17 protein-coding genes are annotated in these 18,349 nt (G+C 46.0%); 12 read left to right on the forward strand and 5 right to left on the reverse strand.

Annotated features, from left to right (window positions below; all coding sequences use genetic code 11):
- Positions 1-4: 4 nt before the first annotated feature.
- A complete protein-coding gene (locus ACN6KS_RS06155) occupies positions 5-586 on the forward strand; it encodes a TetR/AcrR family transcriptional regulator (RefSeq protein WP_094870647.1) in 582 nt (193 codons plus the stop codon).
- A 140-nt stretch (positions 587-726) separates the two neighbouring features.
- Here the strand turns inward: ACN6KS_RS06155 and ACN6KS_RS06160 are convergent, their stop codons facing one another.
- Complete coding sequence (locus tag ACN6KS_RS06160; protein ID WP_094870646.1) at positions 727-1,128, reverse strand: secondary thiamine-phosphate synthase enzyme YjbQ; 402 nt, start codon at positions 1,126-1,128, stop codon at positions 727-729.
- Positions 1,129-1,334: 206 nt separating this feature from the next.
- Between ACN6KS_RS06160 and cysT the strand changes: the two genes are divergently transcribed.
- From cysT to ACN6KS_RS06185, 5 genes are all read left to right on the forward strand, one after another.
- Complete coding sequence (gene cysT / locus ACN6KS_RS06165; protein WP_042185592.1) at positions 1,335-2,150, forward strand: sulfate ABC transporter permease subunit CysT; 816 nt, start codon at positions 1,335-1,337, stop codon at positions 2,148-2,150.
- Complete coding sequence (locus tag ACN6KS_RS06170) at positions 2,147-2,944, forward strand: sulfate ABC transporter permease subunit (RefSeq protein ID WP_440961591.1); 798 nt, start codon at positions 2,147-2,149, stop codon at positions 2,942-2,944. Before cysT ends, ACN6KS_RS06170 begins: the two co-directional genes overlap by 4 nt.
- Before the next feature lies 1 nt (position 2,945).
- Complete coding sequence (locus tag ACN6KS_RS06175; protein ID WP_440961592.1) at positions 2,946-4,010, forward strand: sulfate/molybdate ABC transporter ATP-binding protein; 1,065 nt, start codon at positions 2,946-2,948, stop codon at positions 4,008-4,010.
- 322 nt (positions 4,011-4,332) lie between these two features.
- Positions 4,333-5,400: a sulfate ABC transporter substrate-binding protein gene (locus ACN6KS_RS06180; protein ID WP_440961593.1), complete on the forward strand. Its 1,068-nt coding sequence runs from the start codon at positions 4,333-4,335 to the stop codon at positions 5,398-5,400.
- Between the two features lie 209 nt (positions 5,401-5,609).
- Entirely contained in the window at positions 5,610-6,401 is a 792-nt protein-coding gene (locus ACN6KS_RS06185; RefSeq protein WP_440961594.1) for an MBL fold metallo-hydrolase, read from the forward strand.
- A gap of 29 nt (positions 6,402-6,430) precedes the next feature.
- Here the strand turns inward: ACN6KS_RS06185 and ACN6KS_RS06190 are convergent, their stop codons facing one another.
- The gene (locus ACN6KS_RS06190) at positions 6,431-7,642 is read right to left on the reverse strand and encodes a sugar efflux transporter (RefSeq protein ID WP_280788744.1); all 1,212 of its coding nucleotides are present in this window, start codon (positions 7,640-7,642) and stop codon (positions 6,431-6,433) included.
- A gap of 486 nt (positions 7,643-8,128) precedes the next feature.
- Between ACN6KS_RS06190 and ACN6KS_RS06195 the strand changes: the two genes are divergently transcribed.
- Positions 8,129-9,928, forward strand: coding sequence for an ABC transporter ATP-binding protein (locus tag ACN6KS_RS06195; RefSeq protein WP_440961595.1), 1,800 nt, complete (start codon positions 8,129-8,131; stop codon positions 9,926-9,928).
- 249 nt (positions 9,929-10,177) lie between these two features.
- Here the strand turns inward: ACN6KS_RS06195 and ACN6KS_RS06200 are convergent, their stop codons facing one another.
- Together ACN6KS_RS06200 and ACN6KS_RS06205 are read right to left on the reverse strand one after the other, a co-directional pair.
- Entirely contained in the window at positions 10,178-10,981 is an 804-nt protein-coding gene (locus ACN6KS_RS06200; RefSeq protein ID WP_060624902.1) for a Cof-type HAD-IIB family hydrolase, read from the reverse strand.
- Positions 10,982-10,993: 12 nt separating this feature from the next.
- On the reverse strand, positions 10,994-11,941 hold the full coding sequence (locus ACN6KS_RS06205; protein ID WP_094870641.1) for a DMT family transporter: 948 nt from the start codon (positions 11,939-11,941) through the stop codon (positions 10,994-10,996).
- 229 nt (positions 11,942-12,170) lie between these two features.
- Between ACN6KS_RS06205 and ACN6KS_RS06210 the strand changes: the two genes are divergently transcribed.
- The gene (locus ACN6KS_RS06210) at positions 12,171-12,884 is read left to right on the forward strand and encodes a metal-dependent hydrolase (protein ID WP_094870640.1); all 714 of its coding nucleotides are present in this window, start codon (positions 12,171-12,173) and stop codon (positions 12,882-12,884) included.
- Positions 12,885-12,968: 84 nt separating this feature from the next.
- Here the strand turns inward: ACN6KS_RS06210 and ACN6KS_RS06215 are convergent, their stop codons facing one another.
- Positions 12,969-13,970 (reverse strand): lipoate--protein ligase, encoded by a 1,002-nt coding sequence (locus ACN6KS_RS06215; protein ID WP_094870639.1) that lies wholly within the window; start codon positions 13,968-13,970, stop codon positions 12,969-12,971.
- Between the two features lie 282 nt (positions 13,971-14,252).
- Here ACN6KS_RS06215 and ACN6KS_RS06220 point away from each other — a divergent pair, with 282 nt between their 5' ends.
- The 4 genes from ACN6KS_RS06220 to ACN6KS_RS06235 all read left to right on the forward strand — a co-directional run bounded on the left by ACN6KS_RS06220 (position 14,253) and on the right by ACN6KS_RS06235 (position 18,337).
- Positions 14,253-14,837 (forward strand): TetR/AcrR family transcriptional regulator, encoded by a 585-nt coding sequence (locus ACN6KS_RS06220; RefSeq protein WP_440961596.1) that lies wholly within the window; start codon positions 14,253-14,255, stop codon positions 14,835-14,837.
- A 7-nt stretch (positions 14,838-14,844) separates the two neighbouring features.
- On the forward strand, positions 14,845-15,591 hold the full coding sequence (map, locus tag ACN6KS_RS06225) for a type I methionyl aminopeptidase (protein WP_094870637.1): 747 nt from the start codon (positions 14,845-14,847) through the stop codon (positions 15,589-15,591).
- A gap of 336 nt (positions 15,592-15,927) precedes the next feature.
- Positions 15,928-17,016, forward strand: a complete 1,089-nt coding sequence (locus ACN6KS_RS06230; RefSeq protein WP_440961597.1) for a pyridoxal phosphate-dependent aminotransferase — start codon at positions 15,928-15,930, stop codon at positions 17,014-17,016.
- Positions 17,017-17,599: 583 nt separating this feature from the next.
- Positions 17,600-18,337 carry an adenosylcobinamide amidohydrolase gene (locus ACN6KS_RS06235; RefSeq protein WP_440961598.1) on the forward strand — a complete coding sequence of 246 codons (738 nt, stop codon included), beginning with the start codon at positions 17,600-17,602 and terminating at the stop codon, positions 18,335-18,337.
- Positions 18,338-18,349 lie beyond the last annotated feature (12 nt).

Raw genomic sequence — 18,349 nt, forward strand, 5'->3', positions numbered from 1 at the left:
GTATATGGCAAGGAGAGCAGTGGAGCAGGAGTTGTCGAGGGAAAGAATACTAGAGGCCGCTAGGCATCTGTTTATTACCAAAGGGTATCGAGCGATTTCAATGCGAAGCATCGGTCAGCATTTGGGATACAGCCACGGCTCTCTCTATTATCATTTCAAAGAGAAGGCAGAGTTGTTCTACGCCATTGTTGTCGAAGATTTTAATCATGTGGCTGCTTTGCTGAGCCAAGTAATGAATAAGCCACCTGAAGAAGGCATGACTCGAGTAGAGCAGCTGATTATGGAGTTTATAAGGTTTGGATTAGATCATCCTTATCAGTATGAAATTATGTTCATGATTCGTGATGAAGAGCTGCTGGCTTATTGTAGAGCAGAGCAGGGACGATGTTTTGATTTATTCTCAAGTATTGTACGCCGTCATATGAAGGAAGAGGGATATGTATCCGAGGATTGGCAGAACGTTCCGCTAACCTTGTTCTTATCCGCTCACGGATTTATATCTTATTATATCCAAGATAAAGTATTGTTTGAGGATGTAAAAGAGGCAGCATCAGCTCATATCAAGGTTTTATGTCGCAGCCTTTAACATGCTGTTTTTTTTATAAGTTTACACTTTAAAGCTGTGCATTGGTATAACACTACTTCTCTGCTTGGTCAAAGTAATATTTGATTCTAGTTATATTTTAATGGCCGCTCCGTAGCAATAACGGAAGCGGCCATTCATTGTTATCCTTCAATAATCTTTAAGAAACATTGTCTACGTCTTGGTCCATCAAACTCACAAAAATAAATACCCTGCCAACGACCAAGTAATAGTTCGCCATCATGGATGATTATGCTCTGGGAAGGTCCGGATGTAATAGACTTAAGGTGGGAGGCAGTATTGCCTTCAGCATGTCGATAGTTCGGATGCTCCCAAGGGTAGACTTCATCCAAACGCATCAGAACATCATGCCTCACATCAGGATCTGCATTCTCATTGATTGCAATTCCTGCGGTGGTATGTGGACAATAAACTACGATCACCCCGCTACGCACCCCGTTTTTTTTCACAAAAGAAATGACTTCACGCGTAATATCCCGTAATTCATCCCGTTTCGTTGTAGTAATCTCCAGTGTATGCAGCATAATCATTCCCCTTCCTGTGATGTGCCACTTTTTCCTAATCTGTGTTATATATATTTTACCCCAAATTCACTTGAAAGTAATTGACGACAACGAGAAGGATTTGGTAAAGTAGTAATATTATAAAACCAAGTATATAAATAGGAATAATTAATGGAGACGTTGGTTAGTATACCGACCGGTTATCCGGAGGTGGGAGGGCAAAATCATTGAATTCGCTGCTTAGACACAAAGGTTGGACTTGGGGTTTTCGAACTACAATTTTGCTCTATTTTGTTGTATTGATCGTGCTGCCTATACTTGGGGTCTATTACAACTCTTTTTCACTGGGTTTCGGTAATTTTGTGGAAAGCATAAGCGACCCGATTGCCTGGAAGTCGGTGCTGTTAACCTTAAAGCTGGCGATCATCGCTACTTTAATTAATGTCTTTTTAGGAACAATGATTGCCTGGGTTCTTATTCGTTATCAATTCATTGGTAAAGCATTGCTTAATAGTCTTGTGGATTTACCATTTGCACTGCCGACGGCAGTTGGTGGTTTGATGATTTTACTCTTGCTTGGACCTGGTAGTCTTATCGGCAAGGCTGCAGAAGCGCTTGGTTTTGAAATAGTTTTTCATCAACCGGCTATCGTAATTGCTATGGTCTTCGTAACCTTTCCTTTCGTGATTCGAGCGGTTCAGCCCTTGCTGGAGGAACTTGATCCTTCCGAGGAGGAAGCGGCATATACAATGGGTGCCAAGGGAACTAGAGTCTTCTGGCATGTTATTCTCCCCTCTATGGCTCCTGGGATGATCAGCGGTGGAATGCTCGCCTTCTCGCGGGCACTTGCTGAATTCGGCGCTGTAGTCCTCGTAGCAGGCAATATTCCAGGTCGTACACTCGTATCTTCTGTTTTTATTTTTGGTGAAGTTGAAAGTGATAATCCAGTTTCCGCAGCAGCGGTTTCTGTCATTCTCTTGACCTTATCTTTTCTCATTCTTTGGCTCATTAATATGCTGCAGATGCGGGGGAGACGCTCATGAGAAAATTGTGGATCGGTCTCACTTACATGGTGTTTTTTCTGCTAATCGCTGCGCCACTAGGGAAAATGGCTATAGGTGCTTTTAGTGAAGGATTTGGTGGTTTCTGGAATGCCCTGACTAGGCCTGAAGCGCTGCATGCGCTTATGATGACTGGGCTTGTTGTGATCGTAGTTACGTTATTAAATACGTTGTTCGGAATTATGATGGCGCTGTATCTTGTCCGGGCGAACTGGATAAATAGACGTCTAAAGGGCTTGCTTAACAGTGTTGTTGATTTGCCTTATGCTGTGTCCCCTGTTATTGGCGGGCTGATGATTGTCCTGTTGCTGGGTCCGGATAGCACCTTGGGTGCGATTTTTGAAGGGATTGGGCTGAAGATCGTCTATGCCATTCCTGGAATGATCATCGCCACCTTGTTCGTAACCTTTCCTTTAATGGTGCGTGAGGTAATGCCGGTGCTTCAGGAGATTGGTTCACAGCAGGAAGAAGCTGCTTCTACACTGGGCGCTCGTAGCTGGACAATATTTTGGAAGGTGACTTGGCCTTCGATTCGTTGGGCGGTTGTGTACGGAGTCATCCTTACGGTGGCTCGTTCACTAGGTGAGTTCGGGGCGGTGCTCGTGGTCTCGGGTAACATTATGAACAAAACCCAGACGGCGACGACGCTAGTCTATCAGGATGTTGAGAATTTTAATGTAACGGCTGCTGGAGGAATAGCGCTAGTTCTGGCTGCATTTTCCGCAGGTCTACTGTTATTGATGGAATGGACCAAGAGAAGAAAGGAAGTGCAGTAATATGCATGTTGAAGTGCGGGGATTAAATAAGCATTTTGGAGATTTTCATGCGGTCAAGGACGTCGATTTCACCATTACAAAAGGTCATCTGATCGGACTGCTTGGCCCGAGTGGTGGCGGTAAAACCTCGATTCTTCGTATGCTCGCAGGGCTGGAGACACCGGATAATGGCGAGATTATTTTTCATGGTCAGACGGTTAATAATCTTCCTCCTCAAGAGCGCGGGATCGGCTTTGTCTTTCAGAACTACGCATTATTTAAGCATATGACTGTTTTTGATAATATTGCTTTTGGATTAAAAGTTAAAAAGGCCAGCAAAACTGCCATTCGTGACCGTGTTATGGAACTGGTGGAGCTTACGGGGTTAAAGGGCTTCGAGAAGCGTTATCCGCATCAGCTATCTGGTGGGCAACGTCAACGTGTGGCCTTTGCCCGTGCACTTGCGCCTGAACCACAGCTACTGCTCTTAGATGAGCCGTTTGCAGCTATTGATGCGAAGATCCGGCAGGAGCTGCGCGCTTGGCTGCGTGAGCTGATTGAGCGTGTTGGCATCACTTCCATCTTCGTAACGCATGACCAAGACGAAGCGATTGAAGTTGCGGACGAGATTATGATCATCAACCAAGGGCAGTTGGAGCAAAAGGGTACACCTTGGGATATTTATAAGGAGCCTAAAACACCGTTCGTGGCAACTTTTATCGGGGAGTCGACACTGATTGAAGATGCTTCTGAGGTGAAAGGCTTTAAAGGCGCTGGAGACGGCAAGCCTACCAAAGCACTTATTCGTCCTGAGTATATTGAAGTTGGTAACCTGCATGAGTTCAAGATGGCTTCAGCTACGGAAAAAGGCGTCGTAAAGCATCTGCATTTCCGTGGAAGCGAATGGCTCGTTGAGGTTGAAGTTAATGGTCATAAGCTGGTTACTTACCGTTCTTTGGAGAAAGAAACCTTGCAGCCGGGACAGGGTATCTCAGTCCTTGTGCACCGCGCTTACCTGTTTAATGATGAGCGAAGCTGGATCCAGGAGAACAACCTGAAAGAAGATCCGATGCCGATATTTATTTAAAATGTAAATAAATATAATGATTTTCAATTTTTTTGAAAAGTAGCGAATGTGATGAGGAAGGATTAGAGGAACTGATGTGAAGGTATGAAGTAATGGAGTGGAAGTTTGGAACTGTAGGAGCGGAGCGACCGCCTTTGTTTCCGGATTTAATCCGCTGAGGATATAAAATCAATAAATCTGGGAACAACAGCGGCCGGAAGTCCAAACATTCCACGTAATTACGGCAAAATACCGAGCGGTAGTTACTTGATTTTCAGATTCAGCCATAGAGCTACTTTCAAGGAAATATTTAAAATCATTATCTCGAAGGATGTGGGCCGCAATGAATTTCAAAAGGAGCAGACAACTGCACGGATGTTTTGCTGCCCTAATGCTGGCCATACTCACGCTGGCAGCAGTCGGTTGCGGGAATGAGAAGGCGATTACGACGATGGCAGATCCTTCGAAGCAAGGGGATGTTACGCTAGTCGTTGGCGCATACAGTGTGGCTAAGGATGCGATGGAAGATATTTTGCCGTTATTTGCAGCGCAGTGGAAGGCGGATACTGGACAGGAGATTCATTTTCAACAGTCCTATGAAGCTTCAGGAACACAGGCACGTGCAATCGTAGGCGGGTTCGAAGCGGATGTTACACTGCTAGCCATGGAAGGTGATGTCGAGAAGCTGGTTAAGGCTGGACTCGTAGCGCCAACGTGGAAAGAGCAGGGGGAACAAGGCATGGTGACACGTTCGGTAGTCGCACTTGGTACCCGTGAGGGAAACCCCAAAGGAATTCACGATTTTGCGGACTTAGCCAAGCCAGGGATTAAAGTGTTATACCCAAATCCCAAAACATCCGGTGGTGCGCAGTGGGATATTAACGCGATCTATGGGGCTGGTCTGAAGCTGTCAGAGGAGCAAGAGGGCACTAAGGATCCAGCAGCAGCGAAAGCTTTTTTAGAAAGTGTACATGCCAATGTGGAGTCACTGGATAAGAGCGGACGTGCATCTATGGCTGCCTTCGAGTATGGAGTGGGTGATGTCATTGTCACCTATGAGAATGAACTGCTGGCCCGGATTGCTCAGGGTGTTAAATATGAAGTGATTATTCCTAAAAATACAATGCTGATTGAGAACCCAGCGGCTGTCGTAGAGAAGTATGCGGATAAGCATGGGACACGCGCGGCAGCAGAAGCATTAGTTGAATTCTTGGTGACCCCACAGGCACAAGAGATCTTTGCAAAATATGGCTTTCGTCCCGTAGATAAACAGGTCTATGCGGAGAACAAAAGCCGCTACCCGGATCCAGCGGGTCTCTTCGATATCAATTATTTAGGGGGCTGGGATGAGGTGCGAAGCACGCTTTATTCCAAGCGGGGGATTTGGTATCAGGTACTTGCCGGAATATAGGTAGACGTGTAAAAATAGAGTCATCCTAGCAGGGCTCCTGCTTAAGGGATGACTTTTTTGACGAGAGTATATATTTGGGACCCCCGCAAAGTACCTGAGTACGCATCGAAGCAAAGCTCCACTTTGTGGGGATATTTTGGTGAGCATCTTTAAGATAGACATATGATAATTTAAGACTTCCTTGATGGGAACTGAAGGAGAGATAGATTATGGATACGTTAGTATTTTTGGGTACTGGGGATGCCATGGGTGTTCCACGGATATATTGCAGCTGCGAGACCTGCACAGAAGCAAGGGAGCATGGGAGCAATACAAGGCTGCGTTCCTCTGTACTTATAGATAATGGCAGTGACTTTCTAGTGATTGATTGCGGGCCAGACTGGCGACGTCAGATGGAGGCGCAGGGAGTACGGTATATGCGAAGACTGCTGGTGACACATGCTCACTTTGATCATATTGGCGGGCTGCCGGAATGGGCAGATGCTTGCCGATGGACTGGCATTAAGGGTGAACTGTATACTGCAGCAGAAGTTATTCCTATTATCGAACGGCAATACCCTTGGCTGCGAAATCACATCGAGATGATTCCCTGTGATGAAGGAATAGAACTGGACGGCTGGAAGATAGATACCTGGAAAGTAAACCATGGTAAGAATGGTTATTCGTATGCCTTTCGGCTAGAGAAGGATGATTATACATGGGTGTATTGTCCTGATTCCATTTCTTTAGGGGCTGAGGAGACACGCCTGATGCATGGTGCCGATTTGCTGGTTCTAGGTACAAGCTTCTATTACGAAGCGGCGGAGCTATCCACTCGCTCTGTGTACGACATGACCGAGGCAGCAGAGCTGCTGCAAATCGTGAAGCCTAAAAAGGCAGTTTACACCCATATGTCGCATGATGTAGATATGAGAGAAGCATATATTTTACCGGAGAACGTTACTCTAGCCCAGACAGGTATGAGAATTCCAATAAACAAAAGCCCATTCTCTTCACTTTAGAAGAGAATGGGCAAGTAGAAATAAACGGATTAAACAGTTAATTGTTCTGGTTCATTTAAAGGGTGACGTCCGCTTACTGCAAGCATGATTAAGGAAATACTGATGAGTATAAAACAGAGTACAAATGAATACCGGTAACCAACAATACTGGCTAATCCCCCGCCAACAAGACTACCAATCAGTCTGCCAATTGTGGATGAATTAGAGTAAAGCGTGGATGCATACCCAGGCATGGTTGGCAGCAGATCCTGGATGTAGCTAATGCCAATCGCTGAAATAACAGCTACGAAAACGGCGAGTAGAACTTGGGCTGCAAGCATCTGCCACATCGATCCTGAGAAAATGACAACGAGATAATATGCTCCTCCTAAAATGGCCCCGCACATCATCAAGGCTCGGTTGCTGTACTTCGCACTGAGTAGACCGAGCATAATCATAAATGGAATTTCCAGCGCAGCACATATACTGCTGACTAGACCGACATCACTTGTTGATCCCCCCAGATTGTTTGTGATAAAGAGGGCCGTATTGATGCTGCTCGTCCAGTGAGCTACATACATGAGTATCAGAATCAGAAAAGGCAACAGAATATTGCGGTTCTGACTGAGCCGGAAAGAATTCACTTTTACTTCAGCCTTGTTGCTGCTCAGCTCTGTATTTGATTTGAGAAATAAGAAAACGAGTAAGGCAACAAGTAGGAATACTCCGATCGTACCCGTGAAAATCCCCTTAAACCCAACAGCAGCGATTAGCAGGGTGCCGATTAAAGGACCTGTAATAAAGCCGAGAGAGAAAGCAGAACGCAAGGTAGAATTAGCAAACGCAGTATCCGTAAAATTGCTCTTATTCACTGCTTCTCTAGCAATGGCGAACAATTGAGGCATCCCTGGTGCACCGAGGGCGGTGAACACAATCATGTAGATGAACAAGATCGTGAAATCCTGAATGAGCAAGTACCCGCTATAAGCCAGCGCATTACAGAGCGTGGCAACAAGGTAAATGTGCTTTCGATTCAAACCAAGGTCCGAGCGTCTCCCGATTAGCGTACTGATCCATATTCCGGCAATTAACGTGGTGGCTAGAAAAATACCAAACAATCCGACAGATACGCCAAGCTGTTCCGTGAAATAAATGGATAAGAAGGGTGCGCTGAGTGAAATCCCCATTCCCTGCAGTAACATACATAAAAAGAGTAAGGCGTAAGAGGGAATTGAAAATAGTGCAGTAAGTCTTTTGATCATGTTGTGAAGTTACTCCTCTATTTTTGTTAAGATAATCAAACTGGTTCTAGTATACATGAAAAAGACAGCAACAATATATATGCGATTTGACTAGAAACCTCTACGATATGGCTTCAGCTGTGATTTTTCTATGATATAACGGGGACATCATTCGGGCAAATCCAGCCTGTGGATGTCCCTTTTGTGATTTCTATTTCATTCTGTATTCAGAAACAGGTATATGCTTTATAATCAGAAAAGATAACCGACTTATATTTACAAATATAGAATAATTAACAACGATAGGAAGGGAAATACCTGATGAATAATCCTGTTGATCCGATTCTGATTGAATTTTCAGAGAGCTTTGAAACCGAGCGTCTGCTTATTCGCGCCCCTTTGTGGGGGGATGGAGCCAGTATGAATGTGATATAGCTGAAAAGGCCAGACTGGATTTTTTAAAGTGTAATTAGTTATATATGCGGATTTTGGGAGAGGGTTGGTAGTTTGAAGCAGAAAGGTGTTTTCTCAAGATTAAGTACATACATGTTAAGGCACAAGCTCTTATATACGGTTTTATTATTTACGACTTTATTTGGTATTGTTCTGGATTTAACGATTGCTTGGCTGCTATCAGTAATTACGGATGCGGCGGTTAGACTTGATGTGAAAGCTTTTAAGGGTCTGGTTATATTCGGATTAATCTACTTATTAGTGAGTGCAATCAACGGTTACATCGATCGATATCTCAAAAATAAAATTTCAGCCAAGATCAGAAATGAACTGCGGCTAGATATGATGCGACATGCTTTAGCTCTTCCTCAGTCTTATTTTGACCGTAATCACTCCGGAGATTTGTTGTCCCGCTTTACTAATGATAATCAATCTGTGGGTAATGCTACCGGCGAGGTAATGATTGATTTAATCCGTAACCCTTTGCTTGCTCTCGCGGCTTTTGGTTATTTGCTCTATATTAACTGGCTACTGGCATTAATCTGTTTTGCAATGGGGCCTTTGATGTTCCTTACGGGAAAAATTTTTGGTTCAGCGATGCGTGAGAACAGTGTGAAGATTCAGACTAATATGAGCAAGATTACTTCCTTTTTGCATGACATTCTAGGCAGTAGTATGGTGTTTAAATCCTTTAACATTGAACGCAGACTAATGAAGCAATATCAGGAACATAGTGAGAATATCACTTCCGAAGAATTAAAACGGGGAAGAATTGAAGGAGCTACTGGCTCATTCTCCTCTTTTCTGGGAAACTTTACGTTTCTTCTGGCGCTGGTCGTGGCTGGTTATTTTGTGGCAAAAGGATCCCTTGAGGTCGGTGCGATGATTGCTTTCATCCAGCTCATGAATTATTTAGTGATGCCGTTCTCGGCATTGCCAGGACTGATCAATTCGATGCAGCAATCACTTGGGGCGGCGGGACGGATCTTTGAAGTGTTGGATAGCCCTGTAGAAGTGGAGGCTTTACCCGAAGCAGCTACGAAGCAGCCTGAATTTGAGCGTATGGTCATGTCCTCGGTATCCTTCTCTTATCCGGGAGCGGAGAGACGTAGTTTGTACAAAATCAGCTTAGAGCTTCAAAAAGGGGCTCAAATGGCAATTGTGGGACCGAGCGGTGGAGGGAAATCTACGCTTTTTAAGGTACTCCTTGGGTTGTATGAACCTGATGAGGGTGATGTATTTATAAATAATGAGAAGACAAGCGAGATGAGTTTAGCTAAACTTAGGAGCCACTTCTCTTATGTGCCGCAAGAGTCAGGGCTTTATACAGGAAGTATCCGTGATAATATCCGAAATGGAAATCCAGATGCAGATGAGCATGAAATTCTGGAAGCTTTGCGGCAAGCGAACGCTTATGATTTTGTAATGGAGTTACCGGAGGGTCTCGATACAGATATTGGTGAGGAAGGCTCGCGCCTGTCCGGTGGACAACGCCAGCGACTATCGATTGCGAGAGCGATTCTTAGGAACTCTCCAATTTTGTTGCTGGATGAAGCTACTGCTGCGCTTGATAATGAATCGGAGAAGCTGGTGCAGCAAGCGATTCGTAAATTAATGGGAGACAAAACCACACTCGTTATCGCTCACCGTCTATCAACGATTCAGAACGCTGATGTCATTCTAGTGATGGAGAACAGTGAAATTGTAGAGAGTGGTACCCACCAGGAGCTACTTGCGGCAGAAGGAAGATATCATGATTTGTACTATTCTCAGCTGGAAGAGGAAGAGGCTGGGGAGGGTGAGCAAGAGTCATTGGAGCTTGCATCTACAGGAGTACCGAGCTTGCTGAAATAACAAAAGGGTGTTGCAACGTCATATATCATGACGTTACAGCACCCTTTTTCTTAAGAAAGTGAATGTATATAGATTGAACATTAACTCTATATAAGTTGAACTTTAAAATATTCTAAAAAGGGAAAAGTGAAGGAGGGGAAATCTGGTGACAACAGTGGCCGGAAGTCCAAACATTCCCCGCAGTCTCGCACTTACCTGAATAGAAAAATCTTAAGTTTAACGTATATAAAACTATTAAGTTCAGCCGATTTAATTCACTTTATTGAGAATGAATTTATCAATCGCGTATTTTACGCCATCTTCATTGTTGCTTAGGGTTATGAAATCAGCAATTTCTTTCAGCGCAGGAATAGCGTTCGCCATAGCAACGCCAAGACCAGCAGCCTCAAGCATCTCATGGTCGTTCCAAGAGTCACCCATAGCCATAGTCTCGGAGAGATCACAACCAAAATGATTGGCTAGGAATTCAAGCGCAATTCCCTTGGTTCCTTCATGATGCATGATTTCTAGGAATTGTGGTTTGGATTTGGTAATATGCACGGAATCGCCGAGCAATTCACGTAGAATTGGAGCCAGCTCATCCAAAAATGCAGGATCGTCGATAATCAGCATTTTTGGTGTTTTTTGTGGGACAAGTTTTTCCCAATCTGGTTCAATATAATATGGCGTTTTGTTCAGGTCTGTATAATCTTTGATCTTCTGGTTGTCTTCACGGGCATACAGCTTGTCGTCAATGTAAGTTTGCAAATGCAGATTATGCTCCACGCAGTAAGTGAACAGCTTGTGTACCGCATCTTGTGGCACGTAACGCTCATATAGTACCTTTTCATCGAGCAAGTTCTTAACGAGTGCGCCTTGGTAAGTGATGATTGGCACGTTAAGTCCAGTTTGACGTGCAATGGCTTGCGCAGAAGCATAAGCTCGGCCTGTAGCAAGGGTTACAACAACGCCAGCGGCTACAGCCTCTTCAAGCGCAGTCTGTGTAGCGGGTGTTACTTCCTTGTCATCGTTAATTAGAGTGTCATCAATATCAATTGCGATCAATTTGTACATTTGTCTCTCTCCTTATCTCTTTCTAAATAAATGTAATTTGGAAAAATAATTCTTCTTATGTTGATTCTGACCCGGTTCCGGACTCAGCTCTGCCATAAGCATAGCTCCCAGAATACAACCACAACCGAGCAGAGCGGACAACCCAAGCGTTTCGCCGCCAAAGGCTAAGCCTGTCAGAACAGCGAATACAGGTTCTGTGGCATAAATAATGGCTACCCGGGAAGGCGTAGTGTACTTCTGGCAGGCGGTTTGAATCCAGAAGGCAAAAGCGCTGGTAGGACCAATAGAGATTAAAAGTGCCCAGAGAACGTCCGGGTCCTTGATAAGCTCTGCGCTGTGGGCAAGCGGTGAAGCTCCTTCAAAGATAAGCGAAGCGACTATGCTGAACAGTCCAACGAAGGCGAGCTGCAAGGTTGCCAGCGGCAACGCCGGATAATGAGGTGCATAAACGCCAGTGTATGCGACTTGTAGCGCAAAGGCTATGGCGCAGAGCAGGATCAAAGCATCGCCTTTATTCAGGGACAAAGCAGAGCCGGTGAAGGTCAGCAGATAAAGACCTACTGCGGCAAGCGCCGCGCTGAACCAAGTGTAACGTGAAATGGCATGCTTTAGTAGCGCCAGAGAGAGAAACGGAACCAATACGACCGACAGACCGGTAATAAACCCGGTATTGGAGGTGGTTGTATATAGAAGTCCCATGGTCTGGAAGCCATAGCCCATAAACAAAAAAAGGCCTAGCAGCAGAGAATCGCGTACCATGCGGAAACTTAGCTGTTTCCACTCCTTGCGGTAAAAAATAAAAGTGATTAGAGCCAGCAACAGGGCAGCACCTGTAAAGCGGATGCTGTTAAACGCGAGTGGAGGGAGCACTTTGACAGCATTTTGAACAATCAGAAAGGTGCATCCCCACATCATCGCCACAAGTAGCAGGCTGAAATCGGCCATACGGGAACGCTTCACTTCTTAGGTCATCCTCTCTTCGGCAAATGCCGTCCTTGTAAGAACGACAAGGTCAAGTTGTCCAAATTGTATCGTATAATCATGGGGAGGACAAGATAGGAATCGCTCAAAGGCTTATATTTAAAGGGATTTAAGGGATAAGGCTAGACAAAAAAACAGGGTCTTGATATACTTCGATAACCGCACATTTGTTCTTGTTTTTCGCATCTTAGAAAGGAGCGGTTTCACCATGATGGGCAGATCCCATTTAATAATCAGCACTGGGGTTACCCTATCTGTAATGAGTTTGATGGCACATGAGATTACAATTCCAGTGATTGCGGTCGCAGCATTGAGCTCTTTGTTGCCTGATATTGACGAACCGAATTCGCTGCTCGTGCGCAAAGCGATTCCAGAGTTTCTATTAAGAGTGCTGCAAATTGCTTTGATAGGCGCGGCGATCTACCTCTATTTTGCCGGAATCGTGGAACGTCCTTGGAATATTGTGCTGGCACTGCTAGTCGGAAGTGTATCTTTCCTTCCCAGTCGAAAGCTGCGCCATTTGGTCATGATCTTGATTGCCATAGCACTCTTTGCGTTCGGGGAAGCCTATGATCCATGGAACTACATTGCAGCGTGCGTGCTTGTAGTCTCATCGCTTGTTCCTCATCGTGGACTGACACATACCTTGTATGGAGTTGCGGGCTGGAGCGCCTTATTGTATTTTGCCTCAGCGGGTATAAATGATGGTGGCAGTCTGTGGATAGCTGGCGGTATGTCGTACGCACTTCATCTACTGGCAGACTCCCTTACTCAAAGAGGAATTACACCATTGCCGCCAGTACCCTTTAAGCTGCGTCTAAAGCTAATGAGTACAGGCACGAAAAAAGGTGGAGCCGTAGAGAACATCTGCATCATGCTGACTCTAGCGTTCGTTGTCTATGTATTTATACTTTCTCCTTGAACTAAAATGAATATGAAAGAGGGGCTTGTCTATTCTTTACGCAAATTGCGCATAGGATAAGCAGGCCCCTTTATTTTTGTATAGCTATTCTTCTAGGAAAACCAGTCCGATAAAGTCCTCCGGCTCAATACGTCCGAAATAATGCTTCAAATCCAGATCAGCTAATGCTTTTCTAACCTCTGCTTCATTATAACGTTTGCCGCGAAGTGCATTTTCAACATCTACTACGTCACCAACCCCAAAGAAGTCACCATAGATTTTGATGTCCTTAATGAGGGAATCCTCAATATCCATACGAATATCAATAATTCCGGCAGGGAATTTGCGTGTGTGTTTGACATTGCTTTTTGGCGATAGACCGTAGTTCCAATCCCAGTTCTGGTAGTGCTCTTTGGAGATTTCGTGGATTTTGTCCCAGTCTGCTTCCTGAAGCTTATACTGAGGGACCTCGGATGGCTCCATGCCAAAGATCGAACGCAGGAGACCGGAGCGGAACTCTTCAATGGTCATGTCTGTACCTAGCAGCTCTTTGATGTTGGCTACGCGACTACGTACGGATTTGGTGCTCTTCGATTTGAACTTCTCTGGATTTACTTTTAGCGAGGCTTGTACATTGTCCAAATTGAGATCAAACATCAGTGTGCCATGGCTGAACATGCGTCCACGTGTGGAGAATTGAGCGTTGCCGGAAATTTTTTGTTCACCGACTTGAAGATCATTTCGTCCGCTAAGCTCAGCGTTAACACCCATGCTTTGTAAGTAGTCGATCACCGGCTGGGTGAATTTCAGGAAATTATGGAAGGATTGGCCGTCGTCCTTAGTAATGAAGCTGAAGTTAAGATTTCCGAGATCGTGATAGACTGCTCCACCGCCAGACAAACGCCGCACAACCTTAATATCATTCTCTTTAACATATTCCTGATTGATTTCTTCAATCGTATTTTGATGTTTACCGATGATGATAGATGGGCTGTTAATATAAAAAAGCAGGTAACTCTCGTCCATCGGCAAGTGTTTCAGCGCATATTCCTCAATCGCCAAATTGATGGAAGCGTCAGTAATCCCTGTGTTATCAATAAAAATCATAGTGAATTCCTCCGTTGCAGCAAAATTGATTACAGTTCTCATTTTAAACCAAAAGCAGTTTTTTAACAAAAGAGATCACTTCGTGTTTCGGTGAGTATAAAGGATTAGACTGGATTCGTTGAATTAATGTGATTTTTAAATTGAAGAATTTCCAGCGCACAGTCTTATTGTTCAGTACTTCATTTTATCGAACATTAACAAATCTTTTGCATTTCTCCAGCCCATGCGGTAATATTTTTATATTGACAAATTTGCAGGTCTAAATAAGGAGGTAAACACGCTATGTGCCCCCGTACCAAAGAACAAAATGAGCTCATACGCATACAGCGTAGAGAACAGATCCTGGACGTCGCCGCACGCTCCTACTTTCGCACGGGCGGCAGCTTTGATATTCGCGACGTCGCCCGCGAAGCCGGACTTGGGTACGGCACAGTATACCATTATTACCCCAACAAGCATTTATTAATAGAAGATGTGTTAGAAAGCGGCTTTGAGCGATGTGAGCAAGTTATCGCAAAATGGGCGAACATCAGCGGCAGCCCACCGGATGATTGGCCGCTGTTGATGTATTGTAAAGCGCTGCTCCAGCTGTGGCAGTCGGACGCCCGCGCATATCTCGTCTACAAAATGGCGGCGGAACATTATGCAGGCTTGCCTGAAAGGGATCGACACCACGCCAAAAGAAAATTTATGGAACGCCTGTACGTTCCACTCCAATCGATCGCCCAGTGCGAAGACGACAGCGTCGACCATATGCTTGCCGTGCTGGTCGGTTGCTGTGGGCTGCACTACTATGCGGGCAATTCCGATCTGAACGTTGATCGAGTCGCCCGGCTCGCTATTCAAGCTATTACGAAGGGGTCCTGATACGAACATGGTCATTTTAAAAAGCAAGCATGAAATTGAGGCTATCCGCAAGGCATGCCAAGTGGTGGCTGAATGTCATCGTACCATCGCCCCGCTTATCAAACCGGGTATTACCACAAACGATATTGAGCGCATATTCGAGGACATTATGTTGAAGCACGGCGCAAAGCCATACCAGAAAGGCTATAGGGGCTATCAATATGCAACCTGTGCCTCCGCCAACGATGTAATCGCGCATGGCTTCCCTAGCAATAAGCCACTTGAGGAAGGCGATATCGTGACGATCGACACGGTCGCTGAGCTCGATGGCTGGCTCGGCGATTCGGCCTGGAGTTATGCGGTCGGGCAGATCTCGCCGACGGCCGAGAAGCTGATGCGTGTCACGAAGGAATGTCTTGACCTGGGCATCGGGCAGGCTCAGCCCGGCAATCGACTCGGCGATGTGACGAGCGCGATTCAGCGGCATGCGGAATCACACGGTTTCGGCGTCGTGCGCGACCTTCTCGCTCATGGCATCGGCCGCGACCTGCACGAGGAGCCGACTTATATGCATGTCGGCAAGCCTGGAAAAGGCCCCCGTATCAAGGAAGGTATGGTGTTCACGATTGAGCCCATGATCACCGAAGGTACCTACTTCATGACCATCGATCCGGACGGCTGGACCGCACGGACGATGGACAACAAGCTCGCCGCCCAATACGAGCATACGATCGCCATCACGGCTGAAGGTCCACAAATTTTGACCGCGCAATAGAAAAATTAGAGGTCGACCAACGAAATGGTCGACTTCTTTTTTTCGTATTCGGCATAGCAGCTTTCTTTATTCGTACAGGCGATCATGTAAACGATATCCCGTTTCCATCTTCAAGCTGAAGCGGGTTCTGGGACAGCGTGTCCATAGATCTGATGAGACTGCCAGTCTAGAACTTTATTATCTTTTGACATCTCGTAGATTTTAATGTCGATTTGAGGCAAGCGGTTATTCAGGTGATTCCTTTAGTGAGCATTGACGTATTCCCGGCAAAGACGCAATAATGGTGGCAATGAGATACATATCGAACAAGTGAAAATGGATAGAGGGAGTGTACATATGCTTGAAAAATACGGCCACGGCGGTGATTTGCTAACGGCTGCAGAACTTTATGAGGAGGCTGGAGGCACATTTCTTGATTTCAGTGCAAACATCAATCCTCTCGGCCCTCCGCCAGCCGTCTTAGAGCTACTCAGAACAGCGTTGTCTACGGTGGTTGCCTACCCTGACCCTGGACATCGACGCTTCAAAAGTCTGCTAGCAGAGGACCTTGGTATACATAGTAGTTGGTTGACAGTAGGCAACGGAGCCGCAGAATCTATGGCATTGTTGCTGCTTGCGATTGCTCCGCAAAAGGTAGGTATCGTAGAACCTTGTTTCTCTGAGTACCGGCAGCTATCTGTGCAATTCGGCGCAGAAGTATTATCTGTTCAAGGGACAAGGGAACAGCACTTCCGAGCTGGAGTGAACGAGATTGCCGGGCTGCTGGAGAAGGTTGAGCTGCTGTTCCTTGGACAGCCGAACAACCCTAATGGCGTTCAGTATACTGTGGATGAGCTGCGCTGGTTAGCGCAGAAGGCTGAAAGCTACGGGACGTATTTGGCTGTAGATGAAGCCTTTATTGATTTTATTCCAGAAGCAGAACGAAATACGCTTTTGCCGGATCTGGATCAGTTTCCGCATACGATTTTGGTGCGGTCGATGACGAAATTTTATGCAATTCCCGGATTGCGTCTCGGGTTTGCCATTTCGCATCCGGAGCTGGCAAAGGCGATGACCGGAAAGCAGGTTACCTGGAGCGTGAATGGTTTGGCGCTGCTGGCGGGCGAAGCCTGCCTGGAGTGTGGACACGAATATGGACGTCGCACACGCGAACTGATCGCCACGGAACGGGACCTGCTGCGGCAAGGCCTTATGCAGCTAGGCTGCGATGTGCCGCCAGGCGAAGCCAACTTTCTGCTCTGTGGCCTGCCTTCGCCGTGGAGTGCGGCAGAGATGCAGACCCGTCTTGGGCGTGTCGGTATACTGGTGCGCAGCTGTGCTATGTACCCCGGTCTAGGAGACGAGCATATCCGAGTAGCCGTTAAGGGACATGAGGATAATGTCCGGCTGCTCAAACAGATGAAGGAAATGCTGGCGGATAAGTGACCTATGTAGCTTAGAGGGCTGCGTTAAGTGACTGTTGTAGCGTAAGTGACTCGGGTGGCATAGAGAAGGCTGAAATTCTATTGCCTAAGTGACTCAAGCGCGCAGAAGTTGGGATTTGATACCAGATGTCAGGGTTCAGCTCGCATCATTAGGTTGTGACAAAGTTTGGTGAGGTAGCTTCTGATGGACATCCTCCAAAGTGCATTCGTTGTATATCGTACAACAGAATTCGTTTTGCTGGCGCAGGAATTCGATTCTATAGCACTTTGTACAATAGAAATTTGGAGAATGATGTGAATTAGATTTTTTCGTGACATTCTATTGCAAGAAATACAGCAGAATGGCTTTTGCTAGTGTTTCTAGCTGAATCTGTTGTATAAAGTGCAATAGATGGGTGAGGGACGGATTTTTAGGTGGATATTAGAGGTATGTGTTGTAGTGGATTTTAGAGCAGATAGTCATTTGCTGAGATAGAGGATTAGGCGGCTTTTGGGTGAGGTTTCTGGGAAAGAGAAGAAGCGACAGCCAAGCTTGTTGGATGAATGGATGAAAGTAATGAGCTGTGAAAGGAGCAGATCGAGATATGGTGCAAATAAAGATTCCATTTGACCTCGCAGGAGGTGTTAAAGAGTACCATTCGGCCATATGGCCGGGGCTTGTTTTGCAGTGGAAGGTAAACCATCTGCTGCTTGAGCTGCCTGCTGAAGCAGATGGATTATCGAGTGCGTTCTATGGTGGAGGAATGAATCGGTTAGAGCGGGCCGTTAATTTATATGTTGACCGTAATTATGAATGTAGTGATCCTGTTCAAGATATGGAGAATAAGCTCCGCGAGTGGGATTATTCATTATCTGGCAGTGCCGGTCTGATGACGGCTGTACCGTTAGAGCATGCAGCGGTAGCTGAGGAAGACACAGGCTCAGCGGGTATTTTTGTCTGCGTTACTGCTGCCGCAGGAAATGCTGCGCGCGCGGGTGTGGAACGCAATGTGCTGGCTGTTTATCGACCAGGTACGATTAACATCATGTTAGGTATTGATGGCCGCCTGACACCGGCGGCCATGGTCAATGCTGTGCAGACAGCTGTCGAAGCGAAAGCTGCTGCTCTGGCCGATCTCGGGATTACTGATCCCGAGAATGGGCTGATCGCAACCGGAACAACAACGGATGCCATCGTGCTCGCTGTGAGCCAAAGCGGGCGATACAGCGCAGAGCATGTCTATGCCGGAACCGCTACCGACCTTGGGGGCGCAATCGGACGCCTTGTATATAGCGCAGTGAAGGGCAGCTTGCTGTCGGTGCAGGCAAGGAAGGACAGCTAATGAGAAGAGATA

Source organism: Paenibacillus nitricinens, from assembly GCF_052056485.1.
Lineage (GTDB): Bacteria > Bacillota > Bacilli > Paenibacillales > Paenibacillaceae > Paenibacillus_AQ > Paenibacillus_AQ nitricinens.

Coding starts and splice junctions, on each gene's coding strand:
- ACN6KS_RS06160 (WP_094870646.1), bottom strand. CDS start 1,128: ATGCTGCATACACTGGAGATTACTACAACGAAACGGGATGAATTACGG.
- ACN6KS_RS06190 (WP_280788744.1), bottom strand. CDS start 7,642: ATGATCAAAAGACTTACTGCACTATTTTCAATTCCCTCTTACGCCTTA.
- ACN6KS_RS06170 (WP_440961591.1), top strand. CDS start 2,147: ATGAGAAAATTGTGGATCGGTCTCACTTACATGGTGTTTTTTCTGCTA.
- ACN6KS_RS06180 (WP_440961593.1), top strand. CDS start 4,333: ATGAATTTCAAAAGGAGCAGACAACTGCACGGATGTTTTGCTGCCCTA.
- ACN6KS_RS06155 (WP_094870647.1), top strand. CDS start 5: ATGGCAAGGAGAGCAGTGGAGCAGGAGTTGTCGAGGGAAAGAATACTA.
- ACN6KS_RS06210 (WP_094870640.1), top strand. CDS start 12,171: ATGATGGGCAGATCCCATTTAATAATCAGCACTGGGGTTACCCTATCT.
- ACN6KS_RS06215 (WP_094870639.1), bottom strand. CDS start 13,970: ATGATTTTTATTGATAACACAGGGATTACTGACGCTTCCATCAATTTG.
- ACN6KS_RS06235 (WP_440961598.1), top strand. CDS start 17,600: ATGGTGCAAATAAAGATTCCATTTGACCTCGCAGGAGGTGTTAAAGAG.
- ACN6KS_RS06200 (WP_060624902.1), bottom strand. CDS start 10,981: ATGTACAAATTGATCGCAATTGATATTGATGACACTCTAATTAACGAT.
- ACN6KS_RS06220 (WP_440961596.1), top strand. CDS start 14,253: ATGTGCCCCCGTACCAAAGAACAAAATGAGCTCATACGCATACAGCGT.
- ACN6KS_RS06230 (WP_440961597.1), top strand. CDS start 15,928: ATGCTTGAAAAATACGGCCACGGCGGTGATTTGCTAACGGCTGCAGAA.
- map (WP_094870637.1), top strand. CDS start 14,845: ATGGTCATTTTAAAAAGCAAGCATGAAATTGAGGCTATCCGCAAGGCA.
- ACN6KS_RS06185 (WP_440961594.1), top strand. CDS start 5,610: ATGGATACGTTAGTATTTTTGGGTACTGGGGATGCCATGGGTGTTCCA.
- ACN6KS_RS06175 (WP_440961592.1), top strand. CDS start 2,946: ATGCATGTTGAAGTGCGGGGATTAAATAAGCATTTTGGAGATTTTCAT.